The organism is Variovorax sp. YR750 (assembly GCF_900109805.1).
Lineage (GTDB): Bacteria > Pseudomonadota > Gammaproteobacteria > Burkholderiales > Burkholderiaceae_C > Variovorax > Variovorax gossypii.
This window is the reverse complement of sequence record NZ_FOBJ01000014.1, coordinates 15,732-33,323: the sequence shown is the minus strand read 5'-3', so window position 1 is coordinate 33,323 and position 17,592 is coordinate 15,732. Positions and strand designations below refer to the sequence as shown.

Sequence of the window (17,592 nt, the reverse complement as noted above, 5' to 3'; positions counted from 1 at the left end):
CCCAACGTGTCGACTCAAACCCCTGCCACGGCCCCTCACGCCGGCAACACGCCGGTCACCGAAGACCTCGGGCCGCTGGCCTGGGTGCTGGGAGAAATCCAGAAATCCCTCGACGGTGTAGGCAAGTCGTTGCGGCGCTTCGTGCGCGAGGTGGATGCCGCGAGCGAGCCCGAGAGCGGGCCGCTGCAGATGGCCCGCCAGCAACTTCACCAGGCCGTCGGCGCGCTCCAGATGGTGGGGCACTCCTCGCCCGCGCTGGTGCTGGGCGCCATCGAGTTCGCGGTGCAGGGCTTCATCGCCGAGCCGCAGCGCTGCAACGAAGCGGCAGTGAACAAGATCGAGCGTGCCGGCTTCGCCGTCACCGACTTCCTCGGCGCGCTGCTGGCCGGCAAGCCGGTCTCCTCGGTGGCGCTCTTTCCCCAGTACCGCGATGTGCTGGAGCTGGTCGGCAACGAGCGCGTGCACCCGGCCGACCTCTGGAGCACCGCCTGGCGCTGGGTCGAGATCAAGCCGGCGCTGACGCAGGCGGCCGTTGCCTACGACCCCGCCGTGCGCTCGCGGCTCGACCGCGAGGTGCTGCAGCTGATCAAGAGCGGCGACACGCAGGCCGCGCGCCGGCTGCATGCGCTGTGCCTGGGCCTCGGCCGCGGCGCGCTGCTGCCCCGCGTCGCGAGCTTCTGGACGCTGGCCGCGGGCTTCTTCGAGGCCCTGGCCACCGGGCTGATCACGCCCGACGCCTACGTCAAGCGCGCCGCCTCGCGCGTGCTGCTGCAATACGCCACGCTCGCGCGCGGCGACAGCCTCGTGTCCGACCGCCTTGGACAAGACCTGCTGTTCTTCTGCGCGCAGGCAGTGCCCACAGCCGGCGACGACGCCGCCACGCTGCGCACCGTGCGCCTCGCCTGGGGCATTGCCGGCGAGCAGCACGTCGACTACAACGTCGAGCAGTTCGGCCGCTTCGATCCGCTGGTGCTGCAACAGGCTCGCAAGCGCATCGAGACCGCCAAGGAAATGTGGTCGGCGCTCTCGGGCGGCGACATCACCCGCACGCGCCAGGTGGCCGACACCTTCGCGCAGCTCGGCGAATCGCTGCAGAAGCTGCATCCGCCGAGCCTGCCGATGGTGCAGGCCCTCACCCATGCGGTCGAAGCCTCCGTGCGTTCCGGCCAGGCTCCGGGCACCGAACTCGCGATGGAAGTCGCCACCTCGGTGCTCTACCTGGAAGCCGCCCTCGAAGACCTGGACCCGAGCGATCCGCAGCTCACCGCCCGCACGCTGCAGCTGGCGGGCCGCATCGAGCGCGTGCGCGCCGGCGGCCATTCCGAGCCGCTCGAGCCGTGGATGGAGGATCTCTATCGCCGCGTGAGCGACCGCCAGACCATGGGCACCGTGGTCGACGAGCTGCGCAGCCACCTGAGCGAACTCGAGAAGTCGCTCGACCAGTATTTCCGCCGCCCCGCCGAAAAGGGCCTGCTGCGCACCGTGCCGACGCAACTCATGCAGATGCGCGGCGTGTTCTCCGTGCTCGGCCTCGACCAGGCCGCGCTCACCGTGCAGCGCATGCGCGAAGATGTCGAGGCGATGCTCGTCAGCACTTCGCCGGCCGAGGAAATGGCCGGCTTCGACGCGCTGGGCAACAACCTCGGCGCGCTCGGCTTCCTGATCGACATGCTGGGCTACCAGCCCGCGCTGGCCAAGCGCCTGTTCGTGTTCGACGCCGACGCCGGCGAACTCAAGCCGCTGATGGGCCGCCAGGCCGCCGACGCCACGGCCGGCGAGGGCGCCGCGCCCAGCCAGGCTCCGGCCGCCCCGGTGCTCAGCATCGAGGAAGTCGACGCCCAGATCGCCTCGAAGCTCGCGGCGCTCGCCGCGCCCAAGGCCAAGCCCTCGCCGATCGAGGAATTCAGCAGCAAGGCCGACAGCTGGACCAACAAGATCTCCGGCCCGACCGCGCTGCCCGACACCGAAGTCACCGAGCTCGAAGAAGACGACCTGCAGAACATCTTCCTCGACGAAGCCCGCGAGGTGGTGCAGAACGGCCTGGCCGCCATCGCCGAGCTCGCCAGCTACCCGGACGACACCGAAGAACTCACGATCCTGCGCCGCGCCTTCCACACGCTCAAGGGCAGCTCGCGCATGGTCGGCCTCACCGAGTTCGGCGATGCCGCCTGGTCGCTCGAGCAGGTGCTCAACACCTGGCTGGCCGACCAGCGCGCCGCCACGCCGGAACTGCTGGCAGGCACCGAACGCACGATGAAGGAATTCGGCGAGTGGGTCGAAGCCATCGCCGCCGGCTCCGCACAGGGCTGGAAGTCCGCGCCGTTCAGCCGCGTGGCCAACGCGCTGCTGGCGGGCGAACCCGTGCCTCCGCCGGTGCGCGTGGCCGATGCCGAAGCCCTTGCTGTGGCCGCGCGCCACATCGCGGCCGAGCCGCCCGTTTCCGCGCCAGAACCCGCGCCCATCGAGGTCGTGGCCCCGGTGGCGGCGGAGCTGCCTCCGCTGCAGTTGCCTGACCTGCCGGACCTGTCCCTGACGGCGGAAGCACCCGCGCCGGCGCCTGTCGCCGCAGCCCCGGAAGCTCCCGCAGTTCCCGAAGCCCCGCTCGAAACCCTGGCCTGGCAGGAGCCGGAGCCCGCGAAGGCCGCCGCCACGCCCGAGGCCGACGACGATTTCGCCTCGACCGATTTCATCGACTTCGAAGCCAAGCAGACCGACGAGCCTCCGCCGCCGCTGGTGCTGCCGAGCGGCGAGATGTTCGACTTCCTGGCGCCGCCAGCCAGGACGCCTGCCGTCGTGGAACTGAAGTCGGAACCCGTCGAGCCGCCGGCTCCCGCTGCCGAACCCATCGTCACCTCCGTGCCCACCACGGCCGGCCTGCCCGACCTGCAATGGGAACCCGAGCCGTTGCCCGTGCAGGCCGCCGCCGAGCCCGTCGTCGAACCCGAAGTGGTCGAGGCCGCGCCCGCGCCCGAACCGCTGCATGCCGTGCATGTGGAAGAGCCGGTCGCCGAGTCCGCGCCGCAACCGGTGGCCGAAGCTGAACCCGAGCCTGCCCTGGTAGCCGCCGAGGAAGTGGTCGTGCCCATCTTCGAGGCGCCCGCCGTGCCCGAGGAAGCGCAGATCCTCGTCGCCGACGCTGCTCCCGAGCCCGTGGCGCCCGTCGAGCCCGAGCCGGTCGTGGCCGCCGCTCCGGCCGCGTCGCAGGAAAGCGCCGAAGACCAGGTCAAGGTGATCGGCCCGCTGCGCATCGGCATCCAGCTCTACAACGTCTACCTCAACGAGGCCGACGAATGGTCCCGCCAACTCGCCACCGACGTGGGCGAGTGGGCGCTCGAGTCGCATGAGCGCCTGTCCGACTCGACCGTCGCGCTGGCCCACTCGCTGGCCGGCAGCTCCGCCACCGTCGGCTTCCACAGCCTCTCGGGCATGGCCCGCCTGTTCGAAGCCGCGCTGCAGCACCTGCAGATGCAGGGCAGCGGCACGCGCGAGCAGGGCATGGTGCTGGTGACCGCCGCCGACGAGCTGCGCCGCCTGCTGCACCAGTTCGCGGTCGGCCTCCTGCGCGATCCCGCCGAAGGCACGCTGCAGGCGCTGCGCGACATCGCCAATTCGCCGATGCCCACCGAAGTCGCCATGCGCGCCGAAGCCCGGCCGCTGCAGCAGGTGGTGGTCAGCGAGCCCGTCGCCGACGTGGCTCTGGACGATTCCGAAGACGCCATCGACCTGGCCGACGCGGTCGACGTCGACCTGTTCCCGATCTTCGAGGAAGAGGCGGCCGAACTGCTGCCCCAGCTCGGCGAGGCGCTGCGCCAGTGGGCGCACCACCCCGACGACAGCGCGCCGCGCGCCTCGGTGCTTCGCACGCTGCACACGCTCAAGGGCAGCGCGCGGCTGGCCGGCGCCATGCGCCTGGGCGAGCGCGCGCACCGCATGGAGTCCGAGATCGAAGTCCTGGGCTCCCAGGGCGCCGAGCGGGCCGACATCGAGAAGCTGCTTGCCCGCCTCGACGCCCTCCAGGCCACCTTCGACGCGCTGCGCGCGGCCGACGACGCCACGCAGGTCGAGCTGGCCCAGATCGTGGCCGCCGCCACGTCGACGGCGCCAGTCACTGTCGCTTCGCAGGCGCCCGAAGCCGGCGTGCCGGCGAACGACGAGACCGTCGCTCCCGCGGCGAGCCTCGACGACGAGCCCGCCGCCGAAACGGCGCCGGCAGCAACGGCACCCGCCACGCTGCAGCCGCGCCCCGCGCCGGCCGCCCTGGTGGCACCGCTTCGCGCCGCGACCGGCCAGGCCGTGCGCATCCGCACCCAGCTGCTCGACCGCCTGGTCGCGCAGACCGGCGAGGTCATCATCACGCGTTCGCGCCTGGAAGCCGAGCTTGGCCAGCTGCGCGGCTCGCTGTCCGACCTGACGGGCAACCTGGACCGCCTGCGCCAGCAGCTGCGCGACATCGAGGTGCAGGCCGAAAGCCAGATGCAGTCTCGCCTCGCTCAGGCCAAGGACTCGCAGCAGAGCTTCGACCCGCTGGAGTTCGACCGATTCACCCGCGTGCAGGAGCTCACGCGCATGATGGCCGAGTCGGTGAACGACGTGGCCACCGTGCAGCGCACCCTGCAGAAGACGGTGCAGGCGACGGAAGACGACCTCAGTGTGCAGGCGCGCCAGACGCGCGAACTGCAGCGCGGCCTGCTGCGCACGCGAATGGTGGAGTTCGAGGGCATCTCCGACCGCCTCTACCGCGTGGTGCGCCAGGCCTCGAAGGACACCGGCAAGCAGGTGCGCCTGGACATCGTCGGCGGCTCCATCGAAATGGACCGCGGCGTGCTGGACCGCATGACGCCCGCCTTCGAGCACCTGCTGCGCAACTGCGTGGCTCACGGCATCGAGGATGCGGCCGTGCGCGAGAAGGCCGGCAAGGACGCCAGCGGCCTGATCGTCATCGACCTGCACCACGAAGGCAACGACGTGTCGGTGAGCTTCCGCGACGATGGTGCCGGCCTCGACCACAAGCGCATCGCCGAGCGTGCCCGCACGCTGGGCCTGCTGGGCGCCGACCAGGAACTCACGGCCGAGGAGGCCACCGAGCTGATCTTCAAGCCCGGCTTCTCGACGGCGGGGCAGGTTTCCGAACTGGCCGGCCGCGGCATCGGCATGGACGTGGTGCGCGCGCAGATCGCGGCGCTCGGCGGCCGCATCGAGACGCACAGCACCCAGGGCCAGGGCACCACCTTCAAGCTGGTGCTGCCGCTGACCACCGCCGTGACGCACGTGGTGATGCTGCGCGCGGGCGAAGTGTCCATCGGCGTTCCGTCGAACCTGGTGGAGCTTGTGCAGCGCGTGGGCGGCACGGATCTCGAAGCGGCCTACCTGAACAACAGCCATCCCTTCGGCAGCGAACATGTGCCGTTCTACTGGACCGGCGCGCTGCTGCAGGCCTCGACCCGCAGCGAGCACGGCCCGGCCCGGAACAACACCATCGTGGTCGTGCGAAGCGCGGCGCAGCGCGTCGCCCTGCACGTGGACGAAGTGCTGGGCAACCAGGAAGTCGTGGTGAAGAACCTCGGCCCGCAGCTCGCGCGGCTGCCCGGCCTGGCCGGCATCTCGGTGCTGGCCTCGGGCGCGGTGGCGCTGATCTACAACCCCGTGGCGCTGGCCGCGGTGCACGGCGAGCAGGCGCGCGAGCGCCAGGCTGCCGCGCTGACGGCAGCTCCGGCGGCGACCGCCCCGGTCGACCAGGGTGCGCCGCAGGAACCGTTGCAGGCGCTGGCGCCGGTGGCGCCGCAGATTCCGCTGGTGCTGGTGGTGGACGACTCCATCACGGTGCGTCGCGTCACGCAGCGTCTGCTGCAGCGCGAAGGCTATCGCGTGTCGCTCGCGGCCGACGGCCTGCAGGCACTCGAGCGCCTGCAGCAGGAGCGCCCGGCGGTGGTGCTGTCGGACATCGAGATGCCGCGCATGGACGGCTTCGACCTGGCCCGCAACATCCGCGCCGACGCCGCGCTGGCCGAGCTGCCGATCATCATGATCACCTCGCGCATCGCCGAGAAGCACCGCGACTACGCGCGCACGCTGGGCGTGAACCACTACCTCGGCAAGCCGTACTCGGAAGAGGAACTGCTGCGCCTGGTGCGTGCGTACACGACCGAGGCGGCGCTGGCTGCTGCCGCCTGACGCTGGCTGATGCGTTCGCCGCCTGCGGGCGGTGATCGAGAAAAAGGGGCCTGCGGGCCCCTTTTCATTTCTGCAGGCTCTTCGCCCGTGCCACCCCGTAGCGCTGCAGCGTCTTCTCCCGCGCCTCGGCGTGATCGACCACCGGCTTCGGGTAGGTCTCGCCGAGCTTGACGCCGGCGGCTTCCAGTTCCACCGGCGAGGCCAGCCACGGTGCGTGGATCGCCGCGTTCGACAGCCCCGCCAGCTGCGGCAGGTAGCGGCGGATGAACTTGCCCTCGGGGTCGAAGCGCTCGCTCTGCGTCACCGGGTTGAAGATGCGGAAGTAGGGCTGGGCGTCGCAGCCGCTGGAGCTGGCCCACTGCCATCCGCCGTTGTTCGAGGCCAGCTCGAAGTCGTTCAGGTGCAGCGCGAAGTAGGCTTCGCCGCGCCGCCAGTCCAGCCCCAGGTCCTTGCACAGGAAGCTTGCGGCCACCATGCGCAGGCGGTTGTGCATGTAGCCGCTCTGGTTGATCTGCAGCATGGCCGCGTCCACCAGCGGGTAGCCGGTGCGGCCCTGGCACCAGGCGTCGAAGAGCTGGTCGGCGTGCTTGCCGTGGTGCCACTGGATCTTGTCGTACTCTGGGCGGAAGCTCTTCGACTCGCCGCCTTTGTGCACGTGCGGGAAGTGCGCCAGGATCTGGAAATAGAACTCGCGCCAGATCAGCTCGCTCAGCCAGGTCGCCGCGCCCGTGTTGCCCTGCAGCGAGAGCTGGTGCGACAGGCTCGCCATCTGCCGGATCGACACCGTGCCGAAGCGCAGGTGGATGCCCATGTAGCTGGGGCCGCGCACGGCGGGGAAGTCGCGCGCCTGGTCGTAGCGGTCGATGCGCTCGAAGAAATCCTCGAAGAGCTGGCCGGCGCCGCGGGTGCCGGTGGGGATCTCCAGCGTCGACAGGTTGCTCTTCTCGAAGCCGATCTCGCGCAGCGCGGGCACCGGCTCGCCCCAGGCCTGCGGGGAGGGCACCAGGGCGTCGACGTGGTTGCGCACCGGGTACGACTTGAGGAAGAAGGAATCGAGCTTCGCCAGCCAGGCCCGCTTGTAGGGCGTGAACACGGTGTAGGGCTGGCCGGTCTTGGTCATGACCTCGTCGCGGTCGAAGACGGTCGAGTCCTTGTAGGTGTGGAAGGTCACGCCGGCATTGGCCAGCGCGCCGAAGACCTTGGCGTCGCGCTCCAGCGCGTCGGGCTCGTCGTCGCGGTTGGCGAACACCGCCTGCACGCCCAGCTCCCGGGCAATCGCCGGAATCTCCTGCGCCGCCACGGCGTGCCGCACGATCAGCCCGCCGCCCAGGGCGCGCAGCTCGGCCTCGAGCTCCACCAGCGACTCGCGGATGAACTCCACCCGCCGGTCGACCGTGGGCAGGGCGTCCAGGATCGCCTTGTCGAACACGAAGACGCACAGCACCTGCCGGCAGGCCCTCAGCGCCCGGTAGAGGGCGGCGTTGTCGTCCACGCGCAGGTCGCGGCGGAACCACATGAGCCCTTTGGGATAGGTCTTGTCGACGGCCAGTAAAATCGGGGGCATATGGCCGCCGATTCTGCCCCGATGAACCTCACGCATCACTTTTTGATAGCGATGCCCGGGATGGAAGACAAAACTTTCAACCGCAGCGTCGTGTACCTCTGCGAGCACAGCGAGCGCGGCGCGCTCGGCCTTGTGATCAACAAGCCCAGCGACATCAACCTCAAGGTGCTGTTCGAGAAGATCGAGCTGCACCTGGCCCGCCCCGAGCTGGGCGAGGCCCCCGTCTTCCAGGGCGGCCCGGTGCAGACCGAGCGCGGCTTCGTGCTGCACGAACCGGTCTTCACCCAGGCCGAGAAGCCCGAGGAATCGGTCTACGCCTCGACCATGACCATCCCCGGCGGGCTGGAGATGACCACTTCCAAGGACGTGCTGGAGGCCCTGGCCACCGGAGCGGGCCCGCGCAAGGTGCTGGTCTCGCTGGGCTATGCGGCCTGGGGGGAAGGGCAGCTCGAATCCGAGCTGGCCGAGAACAGCTGGCTCACCGTGGGCGCCGACCCGGCCGTGATCTTCGACACCCCCATCGAGCAGCGCTACGACAAGGCGCTGATGCTGCTGGGCCTCGAGGCCTGGAAGCTGTCCCCCGACGCCGGACACGCATGATGAACTTGGCTCGCCCCCAGGCTGCGCGCACTTCGTGTCGCTTCGCCAACCCCCTACCGGGGGCGGGCCGGCCGCTTCGGGCGGCCGTGCGCGGCGGCCCCCTGTGAGGGGACCGGCAATGTCCGAGAGCGCTCAGTCCCCGGCATCTGCCGCTGTTCCCGCCCATTTCCAGAGCTTCCTGGCCTTCGACTTCGGCCTGAAGCGCACGGGCGTGGCCAGCGGCAACCGGCTGCTGCGCACCGCCACCCCGCAACCCACCATCAAGGCCGAAGGCGACGCCCGCTTCGCGCAGGTCGGGGCGCGCATCAAGGAATGGCAGCCCGACGCGCTGGTGATCGGCGTGCCCTACCACCCCGACGGCGCCGCGCACGAGAACACCCGCCGCGCGCAGAAGTTCGCGCGCCAGTTGCGCGGCCGTTTCAATCTCCAGGTGTTCGAGGTCGACGAGCGCTACAGCACCACCGAGGCGCTGGCCTCGGGCGCGCGCGACGCCGACGCGGCCTCCGCCTGCATCATCCTGGAGCAATTCTTGAGGAGTCTCCCGTGAGTTCAATTCCCGATGCCGAAGCGCTCTACACGAAGCTGCTGGCCGGCGTGAAGCCGCTGATGCGCCCCGAAACGAAGCTGGTGGGCATCACCTCCGGCGGTGCCTGGCTGGTCGAGCGGCTCCAGAAGGACCTGGGCCTGCCCGGCGCGCCCGGCGTCATCTCGTCGGCCATGCACCGCGACGACTTCTCGCGCCGCGGCCTCTCGGCCAGCGCGCAGACCTCGCTGCCCTTCGACGTGAACGGCGCCGACGTGCTGCTGCTCGACGACGTGCTCTACACCGGCCGCACCATCCGCGCGGTGCTCAACGAGCTGTTCGACTTCGGTCGCCCGGCCAGCGTGCGCCTCGCGGTGCTGGTGGATCGCGGCGGGCGCGAGCTGCCGGTTGCCGCCGACTTCGCGGCCGAGAAGCTCACGCTGCCGAACTCGCAGCTGCTCGCGCTGGCCCGCGCCGCCGACGGCGCATTCAGCCTCAAGGTGGAGGAAAGCAAGTAATGCTCTACAAGCGAAACCCCCAGCTCAACAAGAACGGCGAGCTGATCCACCTGTTGTCGATCGAGGGCCTGCCCAAGGACATCGTCACGCACATCCTCGACACGGCCGCCAACTTCACGAGCGTGAGCGACCGCGAGGTGAAGAAGGTGCCGCTGCTGCGCGGCAAGAGCGTGTTCAACCTGTTCTTCGAGAACAGCACCCGCACGCGCACTACCTTCGAGATCGCGGCCAAGCGCCTGAGCGCCGACGTCATCAACCTCGACATCGCACGCTCCTCGGCCACCAAGGGCGAGTCGCTGCTCGACACCATCGCCAACCTGAGCGCGATGGCCGCCGACCTGTTCGTGGTGCGCCACAGCGAGTCGGGCGCGCCCTACCTGATCGCGCAGCACGTCGCGCCGCACGTGCACGTGGTGAATGCCGGCGACGGCCGCCACGCGCACCCGACGCAGGGGCTGCTCGACATGTACACGATCCGCCACTACAAGAAGGACTTCTCGAATCTCACGGTCGCCATCGTCGGCGACGTGCTGCATTCGCGCGTGGCGCGTTCCGACATCCACGCGCTCACCACGCTGGGCTGCGCCGAGGTGCGCGTGGTCGGCCCCAAGACGCTGGTGCCGAGCGACATGGCCGGCATGGGCGTGCGCGTGTTCCACACGCTGGAGGAGGGCATCAAGGACTGCGACGTGGTCATCATGCTGCGCCTGCAGAACGAACGCATGAGCGGCGCGCTGCTGCCCTCGTCGCAGGAGTTCTTCAAGACCTTCGGCCTCACGCAGGAAAAGCTGCAGCTGGCCAAGCCCGACGCCATCGTGATGCACCCCGGCCCCATCAACCGCGGCGTGGAGATCGACTCCGCCGTGGTCGACGGCAAGCAGAGCGTGATCCTTCCGCAGGTCACTTTCGGCATCGCAGTCCGCATGGCCGTCATGAGCATCGTCGCAGGCAACGAAGCATAGAAATGTTGCTCGCCCCCAGTCTTCGCGCACTTCGTGTCGCTTCGCCAACCCCCTACCGGGGGCAACACCAGTGGCCCGGCGAAGCCGGTTCCACGGTGTTTCCCGAAAAGGCCATGACTGTCACCGGAAGTACAGACGCATGAACATCCACATCACCAACGGCCGCGTCGTCGATCCCGCGTCGGGTACCGACAAGAAAGCCGACATCGCCATCGCCGACGGCAAGATCGCCGGCATCGGCGGCAGCATTCCCGCCGGCTTCAAGGCCGGGCGCACCATCGACGCCACGGGCTGCATCGTCACGCCCGGCCTCGTGGACCTGGCCGCGCGCCTGCGCGAGCCCGGCTACGAGCACGAGGGCATGCTCGAGAGCGAAATGGCCGCTGCCATCGCCGGCGGCGTCACCAGCCTCGTGTGCCCGCCCGACACCGACCCGGTGCTCGACGAGCCCGGCCTGGTCGAGATGCTCAAGTTCCGTGCCGAGAAGCTGCAGGCCGCTCGCCTGTTCCCGCTGGGCGCGCTCACGCGCGGGCTTGCCGGCGGCGTGCTGACCGAGATGGCCGAGCTCACCGAGGCCGGCTGCATCGGCTTCGGCCAGGCCGACGTGCCGCTGGCCGACACGCAGGTGCTTCAGCGCGCGCTGTCGTACGCCAGCACCTTCGGCTACACCGTGTGGCTGCGTCCGCAGGACCGCGACCTCGGCAAGGGCGTCGCCGCCAGCGGCCCGCTCGCCACGCGGCTGGGCCTGGCGGGCGTGCCGGTATCGGCCGAGACGATCGCCATCTTCACCATCGTCGAGCTGATGAAGGCCACCGGCGCGCGCGTGCACCTGTGCCGCATCTCCAGCGCCCGCGGCGTGGAACTGGTGCGCCAGGCCAAGGCCCAGGGCCTGCCGATCACCTGCGACGTCAGCATCAACTCGCTGCACCTGGCCGACACCGACATCGGCTACTTCGACAGCCGCGCCCGCCTGAACCCGCCGCTGCGCCAGCAGGCCGACCGCGACGCGCTTTCGGCCGCGCTGGCCGACGGCACCATCGACGCGCTGGTGTCCGACCACACGCCGGTCGAGGCCGACGCCAAGACGCTGCCCTTCGCCGAAGCCGAGGCCGGCGCGACCGGGCTCGAGCTGCTGCTGCCGCTCGCGCTGCAGTGGGGCGAGCGCAGCGGCGCGGGCCTCGCGCGCGCCATCGAGGTCGTCACCTCCGCGCCCGCGCGCCTGCTGAGCACCGCCGACGCGGGCACCGGCATCGGCCGCCTGCAGGAAGGCGGCGTGGCCGACCTGTGCATCGCCGATCCGGCGCTCGAATGGCAGGTGGAGCCCGGCGCGCTCAGGAGCCAGGGCAAGCACACGCCTTTTGCCGGCTATCCGCTGCAGGGCCGCGCGCGCCACACGCTGGTGGCGGGCCGCATCGTCCACGGCTGAGATGACGCTCACCCCCAGTCTTCGCGCACTTCGTGTCGCTACGCCAACCCCCTTGCAGGGGGCAACACCGGCGGCCCGGCAGAGCCGGTTCCGCGGTGTTCCGCGATCGCGCATTGACGTAGCGGGGAAGGGGCCCGTTCGATGATTCATTCGCTGAAAGCCTGCTGGCGCCTGTCGCGCGCGGTGGCGCACGCGGCTTCGGGCTGGTGGACGATCCGCTTCACCTTTCCGAAGCTGTCGCAGCTCGAGCGCAACGCGCGCGTGCAGGCCTGGTCGCGGCGCATGCTGGAGCTCATGGGCATCACGCTGGTGGTGCAGGGCACGCCGCCGCCCAAGGGGCCGGTGCTGCTGATCTGCAACCACCTCTCGTGGCTGGACATCACCACCATCCACGCGGCGCGGCACGTGCGCTTCGTGTCGAAGTCGGACGTGAAGGGCTGGCCGCTGATCGGCACGCTCTCCAACGGCTCGGGCACGCTCTACATCGAGCGCGAACGCCGCCGCGACGCGCTGCGCGTGGTGCATCACATGACCGACGCGCTGCGCAACGGCGACCTGATCGGCGTGTTCCCCGAGGGCACGACCAGCGACGGCCACGGCCTGCTGCCCTTCCACGCCAACCTGCTGCAGGCTTCCATTTCCTCGGGCGCGCCGGTGCTGCCCGCCGCGCTGCGCTTCGCCGACGCCGCCACCGGCGAGACCAGCCAGGCGCCGCGCTACATCGACGACGACAACCTCGTCGTCTCGCTGTGGAACACGCTGCGCGCGCCGCCGCTGCTGGCCATCGTGCGCTTCGGCGAGCCGCAGGATCCGGAAGGCCGCGACCGGCGCGCCTGGGCGCAGTCGCTGCATGAAGACGTGCAGCAGCTGCGCCGCGAGACGCACTGACCGGTTCTTCGGGGCCATGAAAAAAGGCGCTTCACGAAGCGCCTTTTTTCTTGTTGAAGGGGCGGTGGCGCCCCGTGTTCAGGGCTGCTCGCCCGTGGGCACGAAGCCCAGGCGGCGCGAGATCTCCAGCGCGCAGGCCCTCAGCGGCGCCGCCACGCGGCCGTCCCATTCGCGGTCGAAGGTGGCTTCGGGGCCCATGGCGGTGATGCCCAGCACTAGGTTGTTGGTCGAGTCGAACACCGGCGCGCAGAAGGCGTCGATGCCCGGGATCGGCTGGCCCAGCGTGCGCGACATGCCGTGCAGCCGCGTCTCGACCAGCAGCGCCTCGATCTCCGCGCGCGACAGCTCCACGGTGGAGCCGCGGCCGTCCGCCGGACGTGCGCGCGCGAGGTCCTCCAGCATCATCTTCTCGACCACCTTGGGCGGCAGGTAGGCCGCGAAGAGCCGGCCCGTCGCGGTGTAGGCCAGCGACATGACGGTGCCGGTGCGCAGGTTCACGTGCAGCGGATGGATCGGCTCCTCCAGCCGCACCACGGTCGGCCCGAAGTTGCCCCACACGGCCACCGCGATGCTCTGCTCGGTCTCGGAGGCGAGCTGCTCGATGAGGGGCGACGCCTCCTTGATCGGGTCGAGCCGCTGCAGCTTGGCCAGCCCCAGCTGCAGCGCCAGCGGGCCCAGTTCGTAGCGGCCCGCGCTGTCCTGCACGACGAAGCCGACCTTCAGAAAGCTGACGAGATAGGGGTGTGCCTTGCCGACGGGCACGCCCGCGGCCTTGCCCAGGTCGCGCAGCGCCATCGGCGCCACGTGGCGCCCGAGCGCCACCAGCAGTTGCGTTCCGATTTCGACGGACTGAATGCCACGTCTTGGCTTTTCCATGGGGCGCCCGGCGTGGGGAGTGAGAGTGGGGGCGAGTATAGCCATCGGGGTTTCTACTGATATGGTCGTGTTCAATCGATGATGATTGATCATCTGATAGTAACGAAGACACTTGACCATATCAATCTCGCTGCCTAAACTGCGGCGCAACTTTGGTCTTACACAAACAAGCGAACAGACAGAGACATGGAACAGAACACTTTTGAATGCGACGTGCTCGTCGTCGGCAGCGGCGCATCGGGCATGGCCACCGCGGTCACCGCGGCATCGCAGGGGCTGAAGGTGCTGGTGGTCGAGAAGGAGCCGCGCTTCGGCGGCACCACCGCGCGCTCGGGAGGCTGGCTGTGGATTCCGGGCACGCGCCTGGCCACGGAGCAGGGCATCCACGAGCCCGAGGGCGCCGCGCTCGAATACATGAAGCACGAGACCACGACGCACTTCGACGCCGCGCGCGTCGGCGCCTTCCTCGACATGGGCCCCAAGGCCATCGACTTCTTCACGCGCAACACCTGCGTGCAGTTCGACATGCCGGCCGTCTTCCCCGACTACCACGCCGAGGCGCCCGGCGGCCAGCAGGGCGGCCGCTCGATGGTCACGCGCCCGTTCGACGGCCGCGAACTCGGCAAGCGCATCAAGCAGCTGGCGCCGCCGCTGCCCGAGCTCACCGTGTTCGGGATGATGTTGGGCTCGGGCCCCGAGATCAAACACTTCATGCGGGCCTTCAAGTCGCCGACCTCGTTCTGGTACGTGACCAAGCGCCTGAGCCGTCACTTCCTCGACGTGCTGCGCCACGGCCGCGGCATGACGCTGACCAACGGCAACGCGCTGGCCGGCCGCCTGGCCAAGGCCGCGATGGACAAGAACATCCCCGTGTGGCTTTCCTCGCCCGTGAAGAAGCTGGTGGTCGAGTACGACGGCGTCTCCGGCGCGGTGGTGCAGCACGAAGGCCAGAACGTGCGCGTGGTCGCCAAGCGCGGCGTGGTGCTGGCCTGCGGCGGTTTTCCCTACGACGTGGAGCGCCGCAAGCAGCTCTTCCCGCACGCACCCACCGGCCGCGAGCACTACTCGCCATCGCCGTCCACCAACACCGGCGACGGCCTGCGACTGGCCGAGGCCGTGGGCGGCCGCGTCGACGGCACCATTCCGCATGCCGCGGCCTGGGTCCCGGCGTCGGTCACCACGCGTCCCGACGGCAGCAAGGGCGTGATGCCGCACTTCATCGACCGCGCCAAGCCCGGCGTGATCGCGGTCACCCCCAAGGGCCGCCGCTTCACCAACGAAGGCAACTCGTACCACGACTTCGTGCAGGCGATGGTCAAGGCCTGCGAGGGCGAGCCCGAGGTCACGGCCTGGCTGCTGTGCGACCACAAGGCGCTGCGCGACTACGGCCTGGGCTGCGTCGCACCCGCGCCGCTGCCCATCGGCCGGCATCTCAAGAGCGGCTATCTCAAGCGCGGCGCCAGCGTCGGCGAACTGGCCAAGGAGCTCGGCATCGCACCGGCCACGCTCGAAGCCACCGTGCAGGAGTTCAACAAGAGCGCGCGCAGCGGCGACGACCCCGCCTTCGGCAAGGGCAGCAAGGCCTACAACCGCTACCAGGGCGACGCCAACATCACGCCGAACCCGTGCGTGGCGCCGCTGGAGAACGGTCCGTACTACGCCATCAAGCTGGTGATCGGCGACATCGGCACCTTCGCCGGCCTCGTCACCGACGAGAAGACACGCGTGCTCGACGCCAACCGCCAGCCGATCAAGGGCCTCTACGCGGTGGGCAACGACGCGGCCAGCGTCATGGGCGGCAACTACCCCGGCGCCGGCATCACGCTCGGCCCGGCCCTGACCTTCGGCTACGTCGCCGGACTGCAGGTCGCGCAGGCCGAAGCCAAGGCTGCGGCGCAGCTGAAGGTGGAGCAGCGCGAGGCCGTGCCGGTCAGCCGCGCCGCCTGAGCTTCATACACACATAGATAGATAGAAAGAAGGAGACACCGATGGCCTTTCCATCCAACGTCGCACCCCGCCTGCTCGAAGGCCGCCTCGCCTTCATCACCGGCGCGGGGCAGGGCAATGGCCGCGCGCTCGCGCTGGGCCTGGCGCAGGCCGGCGCCCGCATCGTCGTCACCGACATGAACGACGCCACCGTGCGCGAAACCGCGCAACTGGTGCGCGACGCGGGCGGCGAAGCCTGGTCCTTCGTGCTCGACGTCACCGCGCCCGAGGCCTGCCAGGCGCTGGCCGAGCGCGTCGGCAAGGAGATCGGCAACGTCGACCTGCTGGTCAACAACGCCGGCATCATCATCCGCGAGAACACCAGCAGCCCGAACGCCGCGGCCAACTGGAAGAAGACCATCGACGTGAACGTGCACGGCACCTTCAACACCACGCTGGCCTTCATCCCTGTGCTCAAGCAGACCAAGGGCTCCATCATCAACATCGCCTCCATCGCCGCCTACGCGGGGCAGGGCGCGAGCCTGGGCTACTCGCCGTCGAAGGGCGCGATCAAGATGCTCACGCAGTCGCTCGCGCAGGAGCTTGCGCCCGCCGGCGTGCGCGTCAACGCGCTGGCCCCCGGCGTGATCGAGACGCCCATGACCGCCGCCACCCGCGAGAACCCGCAGCGCCTGGAGTCGTTCATGACGCGCATCCCCATGGGCCGCGTCGGCCAGACCGAAGACCTGGTCGGGCCGGTGATCTTCCTGGCCAGCGACATGTCGCGCTACGTCACCGGCATCGTGCTGCCGGTGGACGGCGGCTTCCTCGCCGTCTGAGCCGCGCTTTTCTTCCCTCTTTCCTTTCCGCTTCCTCGTCCGTCAACCTCAGGAGACAAAAAATGAAAACCATCCGTCTGTACAAGACGCTGCTCGCCACGGCCGCGTTCGCCGCCTTCGCGGCAGGCACCACTGGTGCCATGGCGCAGGACATCAAGGTCGGCTACAACGGCGACCTTTCCGCGTCGCCCTCGGCGCAGAGCGGCCAGGCCGCGGTGCTGGGCATGGAAGCGGCCATCGCCGACATCAACGCCGCCGGCGGCGTGCTGGGCAAGAAGCTCGCGCTGGTGACGCGCGACGACGTGTCGGCACCGCCGAAGTCGATCCAGAACATGAGCGACCTGATCGACAACGAGAAGGTGGTCGCGGTGTTCGGCCCCACCAACTCGGGCAACGCGATGGCGTGGAAGCACATCGCCAACCAGAAGAAGATTCCCGTGCTGGGCAACGTGGGCTCGGGCACCGACATCACCAAGCCCATGAGCCCCGGCGCCGACAACTACATGTTCCGCGTTTCGATGGTCGACCGCGAGCAGGTCGCGGCGCTCATGGCCTACGTCAAGAAGAACACCGCCGGCTCCAAGGTGGTGGGCCTGATGGCCGAGACCACCGGCTACGGCCAGGGCGGCCTGAAGGACATGGAAGAGATCGCCAAACTGCAGGACATCAAGATCGCGGCCACCGAGCGCTTCGGCGTCGGCGACACCGACATGACTTCGCAGCTCAGCAAGATGAAGGCCGCCAACGTCGACACCGTGGTGGTGTGGGCGCAGGGCACGCCGATCGCGCAGCTGGTGCGCAGCATGGAGAAGATCAACTACTTCCCGCTGACGCTCACCTCCTGGGCCGCCGACAACATCACCTTCTACGACGCGGCCGGCAAGGCACTGGCAGAGAAGCCGATCTTCATGCGCACCGTGAGCGAGACCCGCACGCCCGCGCAGCAGAAGCTGTTCGACCGCATCGGCGCCAAGCTGAAGGCACCGGGCTCGTTCTCGTTCGCGCTGCACGGCTACGACTCGATGCAGCTGCTGGCGCAGGCCATGAAGCAGGCCAACAGCACCGACGGCGCGGCGGTGCGCACGGCGCTCGAAGACCTGAAGACTCCCGTGCAGGGCGTGCTGAAGACCTACGACAAGCCCTTCAGCAAGACCAACCACGAGGCGCTGACCGCCAAGGACCTGGTCTGGATCCGCTGGAAGGACGGCAAGCTGCTGCCCTACGGCGATGCACTGATCCAGGGCCTGAAGCCGGCCGACTTCAAGCAGTAAGCAAGACAAGAAAGATGCGTGGCCGCCG

At 69.5% G+C, this 17,592-nt stretch carries 12 protein-coding genes; 10 read left to right on the top strand and 2 right to left on the bottom strand.

The genetic code is table 11. The annotated features are described in order from the left end of the window. The first annotated feature begins 6 nt into the window (after window positions 1-6). Entirely contained in the window at window positions 7-6,171 is a 6,165-nt protein-coding gene (locus tag BMY35_RS25865; protein ID WP_093205626.1) for an Hpt domain-containing protein, read from the top strand. Window positions 6,172-6,235: 64 nt separating this feature from the next. Here the strand turns inward: BMY35_RS25865 and BMY35_RS25860 are convergent, their stop codons facing one another. Beyond that, window positions 6,236-7,735 carry a cryptochrome/photolyase family protein gene (locus BMY35_RS25860; protein WP_093205624.1) on the bottom strand — a complete coding sequence of 500 codons (1,500 nt, stop codon included), beginning with the start codon at window positions 7,733-7,735 and terminating at the stop codon, window positions 6,236-6,238. Between BMY35_RS25860 and BMY35_RS25855 the strand changes: the two genes are divergently transcribed. The 6 genes from BMY35_RS25855 (at window position 7,736) to BMY35_RS25830 (ending at window position 12,652) form a co-directional block, all read left to right on the top strand. Continuing rightward, window positions 7,736-8,335, top strand: coding sequence for a YqgE/AlgH family protein (locus tag BMY35_RS25855; RefSeq protein WP_093205621.1), 600 nt, complete (start codon window positions 7,736-7,738; stop codon window positions 8,333-8,335). It begins immediately after the preceding gene. Between the two features lie 118 nt (window positions 8,336-8,453). Next, entirely contained in the window at window positions 8,454-8,882 is a 429-nt protein-coding gene (gene ruvX, locus BMY35_RS25850; protein WP_093205619.1) for a Holliday junction resolvase RuvX, read from the top strand. Then, a complete protein-coding gene (gene pyrR, locus BMY35_RS25845; protein ID WP_093205616.1) occupies window positions 8,879-9,376 on the top strand; it encodes a bifunctional pyr operon transcriptional regulator/uracil phosphoribosyltransferase PyrR in 498 nt (165 codons plus the stop codon). The genes ruvX and pyrR overlap by 4 nt, the downstream gene beginning before the upstream one ends. Beyond that, window positions 9,376-10,338: an aspartate carbamoyltransferase catalytic subunit gene (locus BMY35_RS25840; protein WP_093205614.1), complete on the top strand. Its 963-nt coding sequence runs from the start codon at window positions 9,376-9,378 to the stop codon at window positions 10,336-10,338. The genes pyrR and BMY35_RS25840 overlap by 1 nt, the downstream gene beginning before the upstream one ends. A 139-nt stretch (window positions 10,339-10,477) precedes the next feature. Beyond that, window positions 10,478-11,764 carry a dihydroorotase gene (locus BMY35_RS25835; protein ID WP_093205611.1) on the top strand — a complete coding sequence of 429 codons (1,287 nt, stop codon included), beginning with the start codon at window positions 10,478-10,480 and terminating at the stop codon, window positions 11,762-11,764. A gap of 141 nt (window positions 11,765-11,905) precedes the next feature. Next, a complete protein-coding gene (locus BMY35_RS25830) occupies window positions 11,906-12,652 on the top strand; it encodes a lysophospholipid acyltransferase family protein (protein WP_093205609.1) in 747 nt (248 codons plus the stop codon). 78 nt (window positions 12,653-12,730) lie between these two features. Here BMY35_RS25830 and BMY35_RS25825 read toward each other — a convergent pair whose 3' ends face one another. Next, on the bottom strand, window positions 12,731-13,528 hold the full coding sequence (locus tag BMY35_RS25825) for an IclR family transcriptional regulator (protein ID WP_093205606.1): 798 nt from the start codon (window positions 13,526-13,528) through the stop codon (window positions 12,731-12,733). Between the two features lie 186 nt (window positions 13,529-13,714). On the opposite strand from BMY35_RS25825, the gene BMY35_RS25820 reads away from it, so the two are divergent. From BMY35_RS25820 to BMY35_RS25810, 3 genes are all read left to right on the top strand, one after another. Next, entirely contained in the window at window positions 13,715-15,475 is a 1,761-nt protein-coding gene (locus BMY35_RS25820) for an FAD-dependent oxidoreductase (RefSeq protein WP_093205603.1), read from the top strand. A gap of 41 nt (window positions 15,476-15,516) precedes the next feature. Continuing rightward, on the top strand, window positions 15,517-16,293 hold the full coding sequence (locus tag BMY35_RS25815; protein ID WP_093205600.1) for an SDR family NAD(P)-dependent oxidoreductase: 777 nt from the start codon (window positions 15,517-15,519) through the stop codon (window positions 16,291-16,293). A 62-nt stretch (window positions 16,294-16,355) separates the two neighbouring features. After that, on the top strand, window positions 16,356-17,564 hold the full coding sequence (locus BMY35_RS25810) for an ABC transporter substrate-binding protein (RefSeq protein ID WP_093205587.1): 1,209 nt from the start codon (window positions 16,356-16,358) through the stop codon (window positions 17,562-17,564). Window positions 17,565-17,592 lie beyond the last annotated feature (28 nt).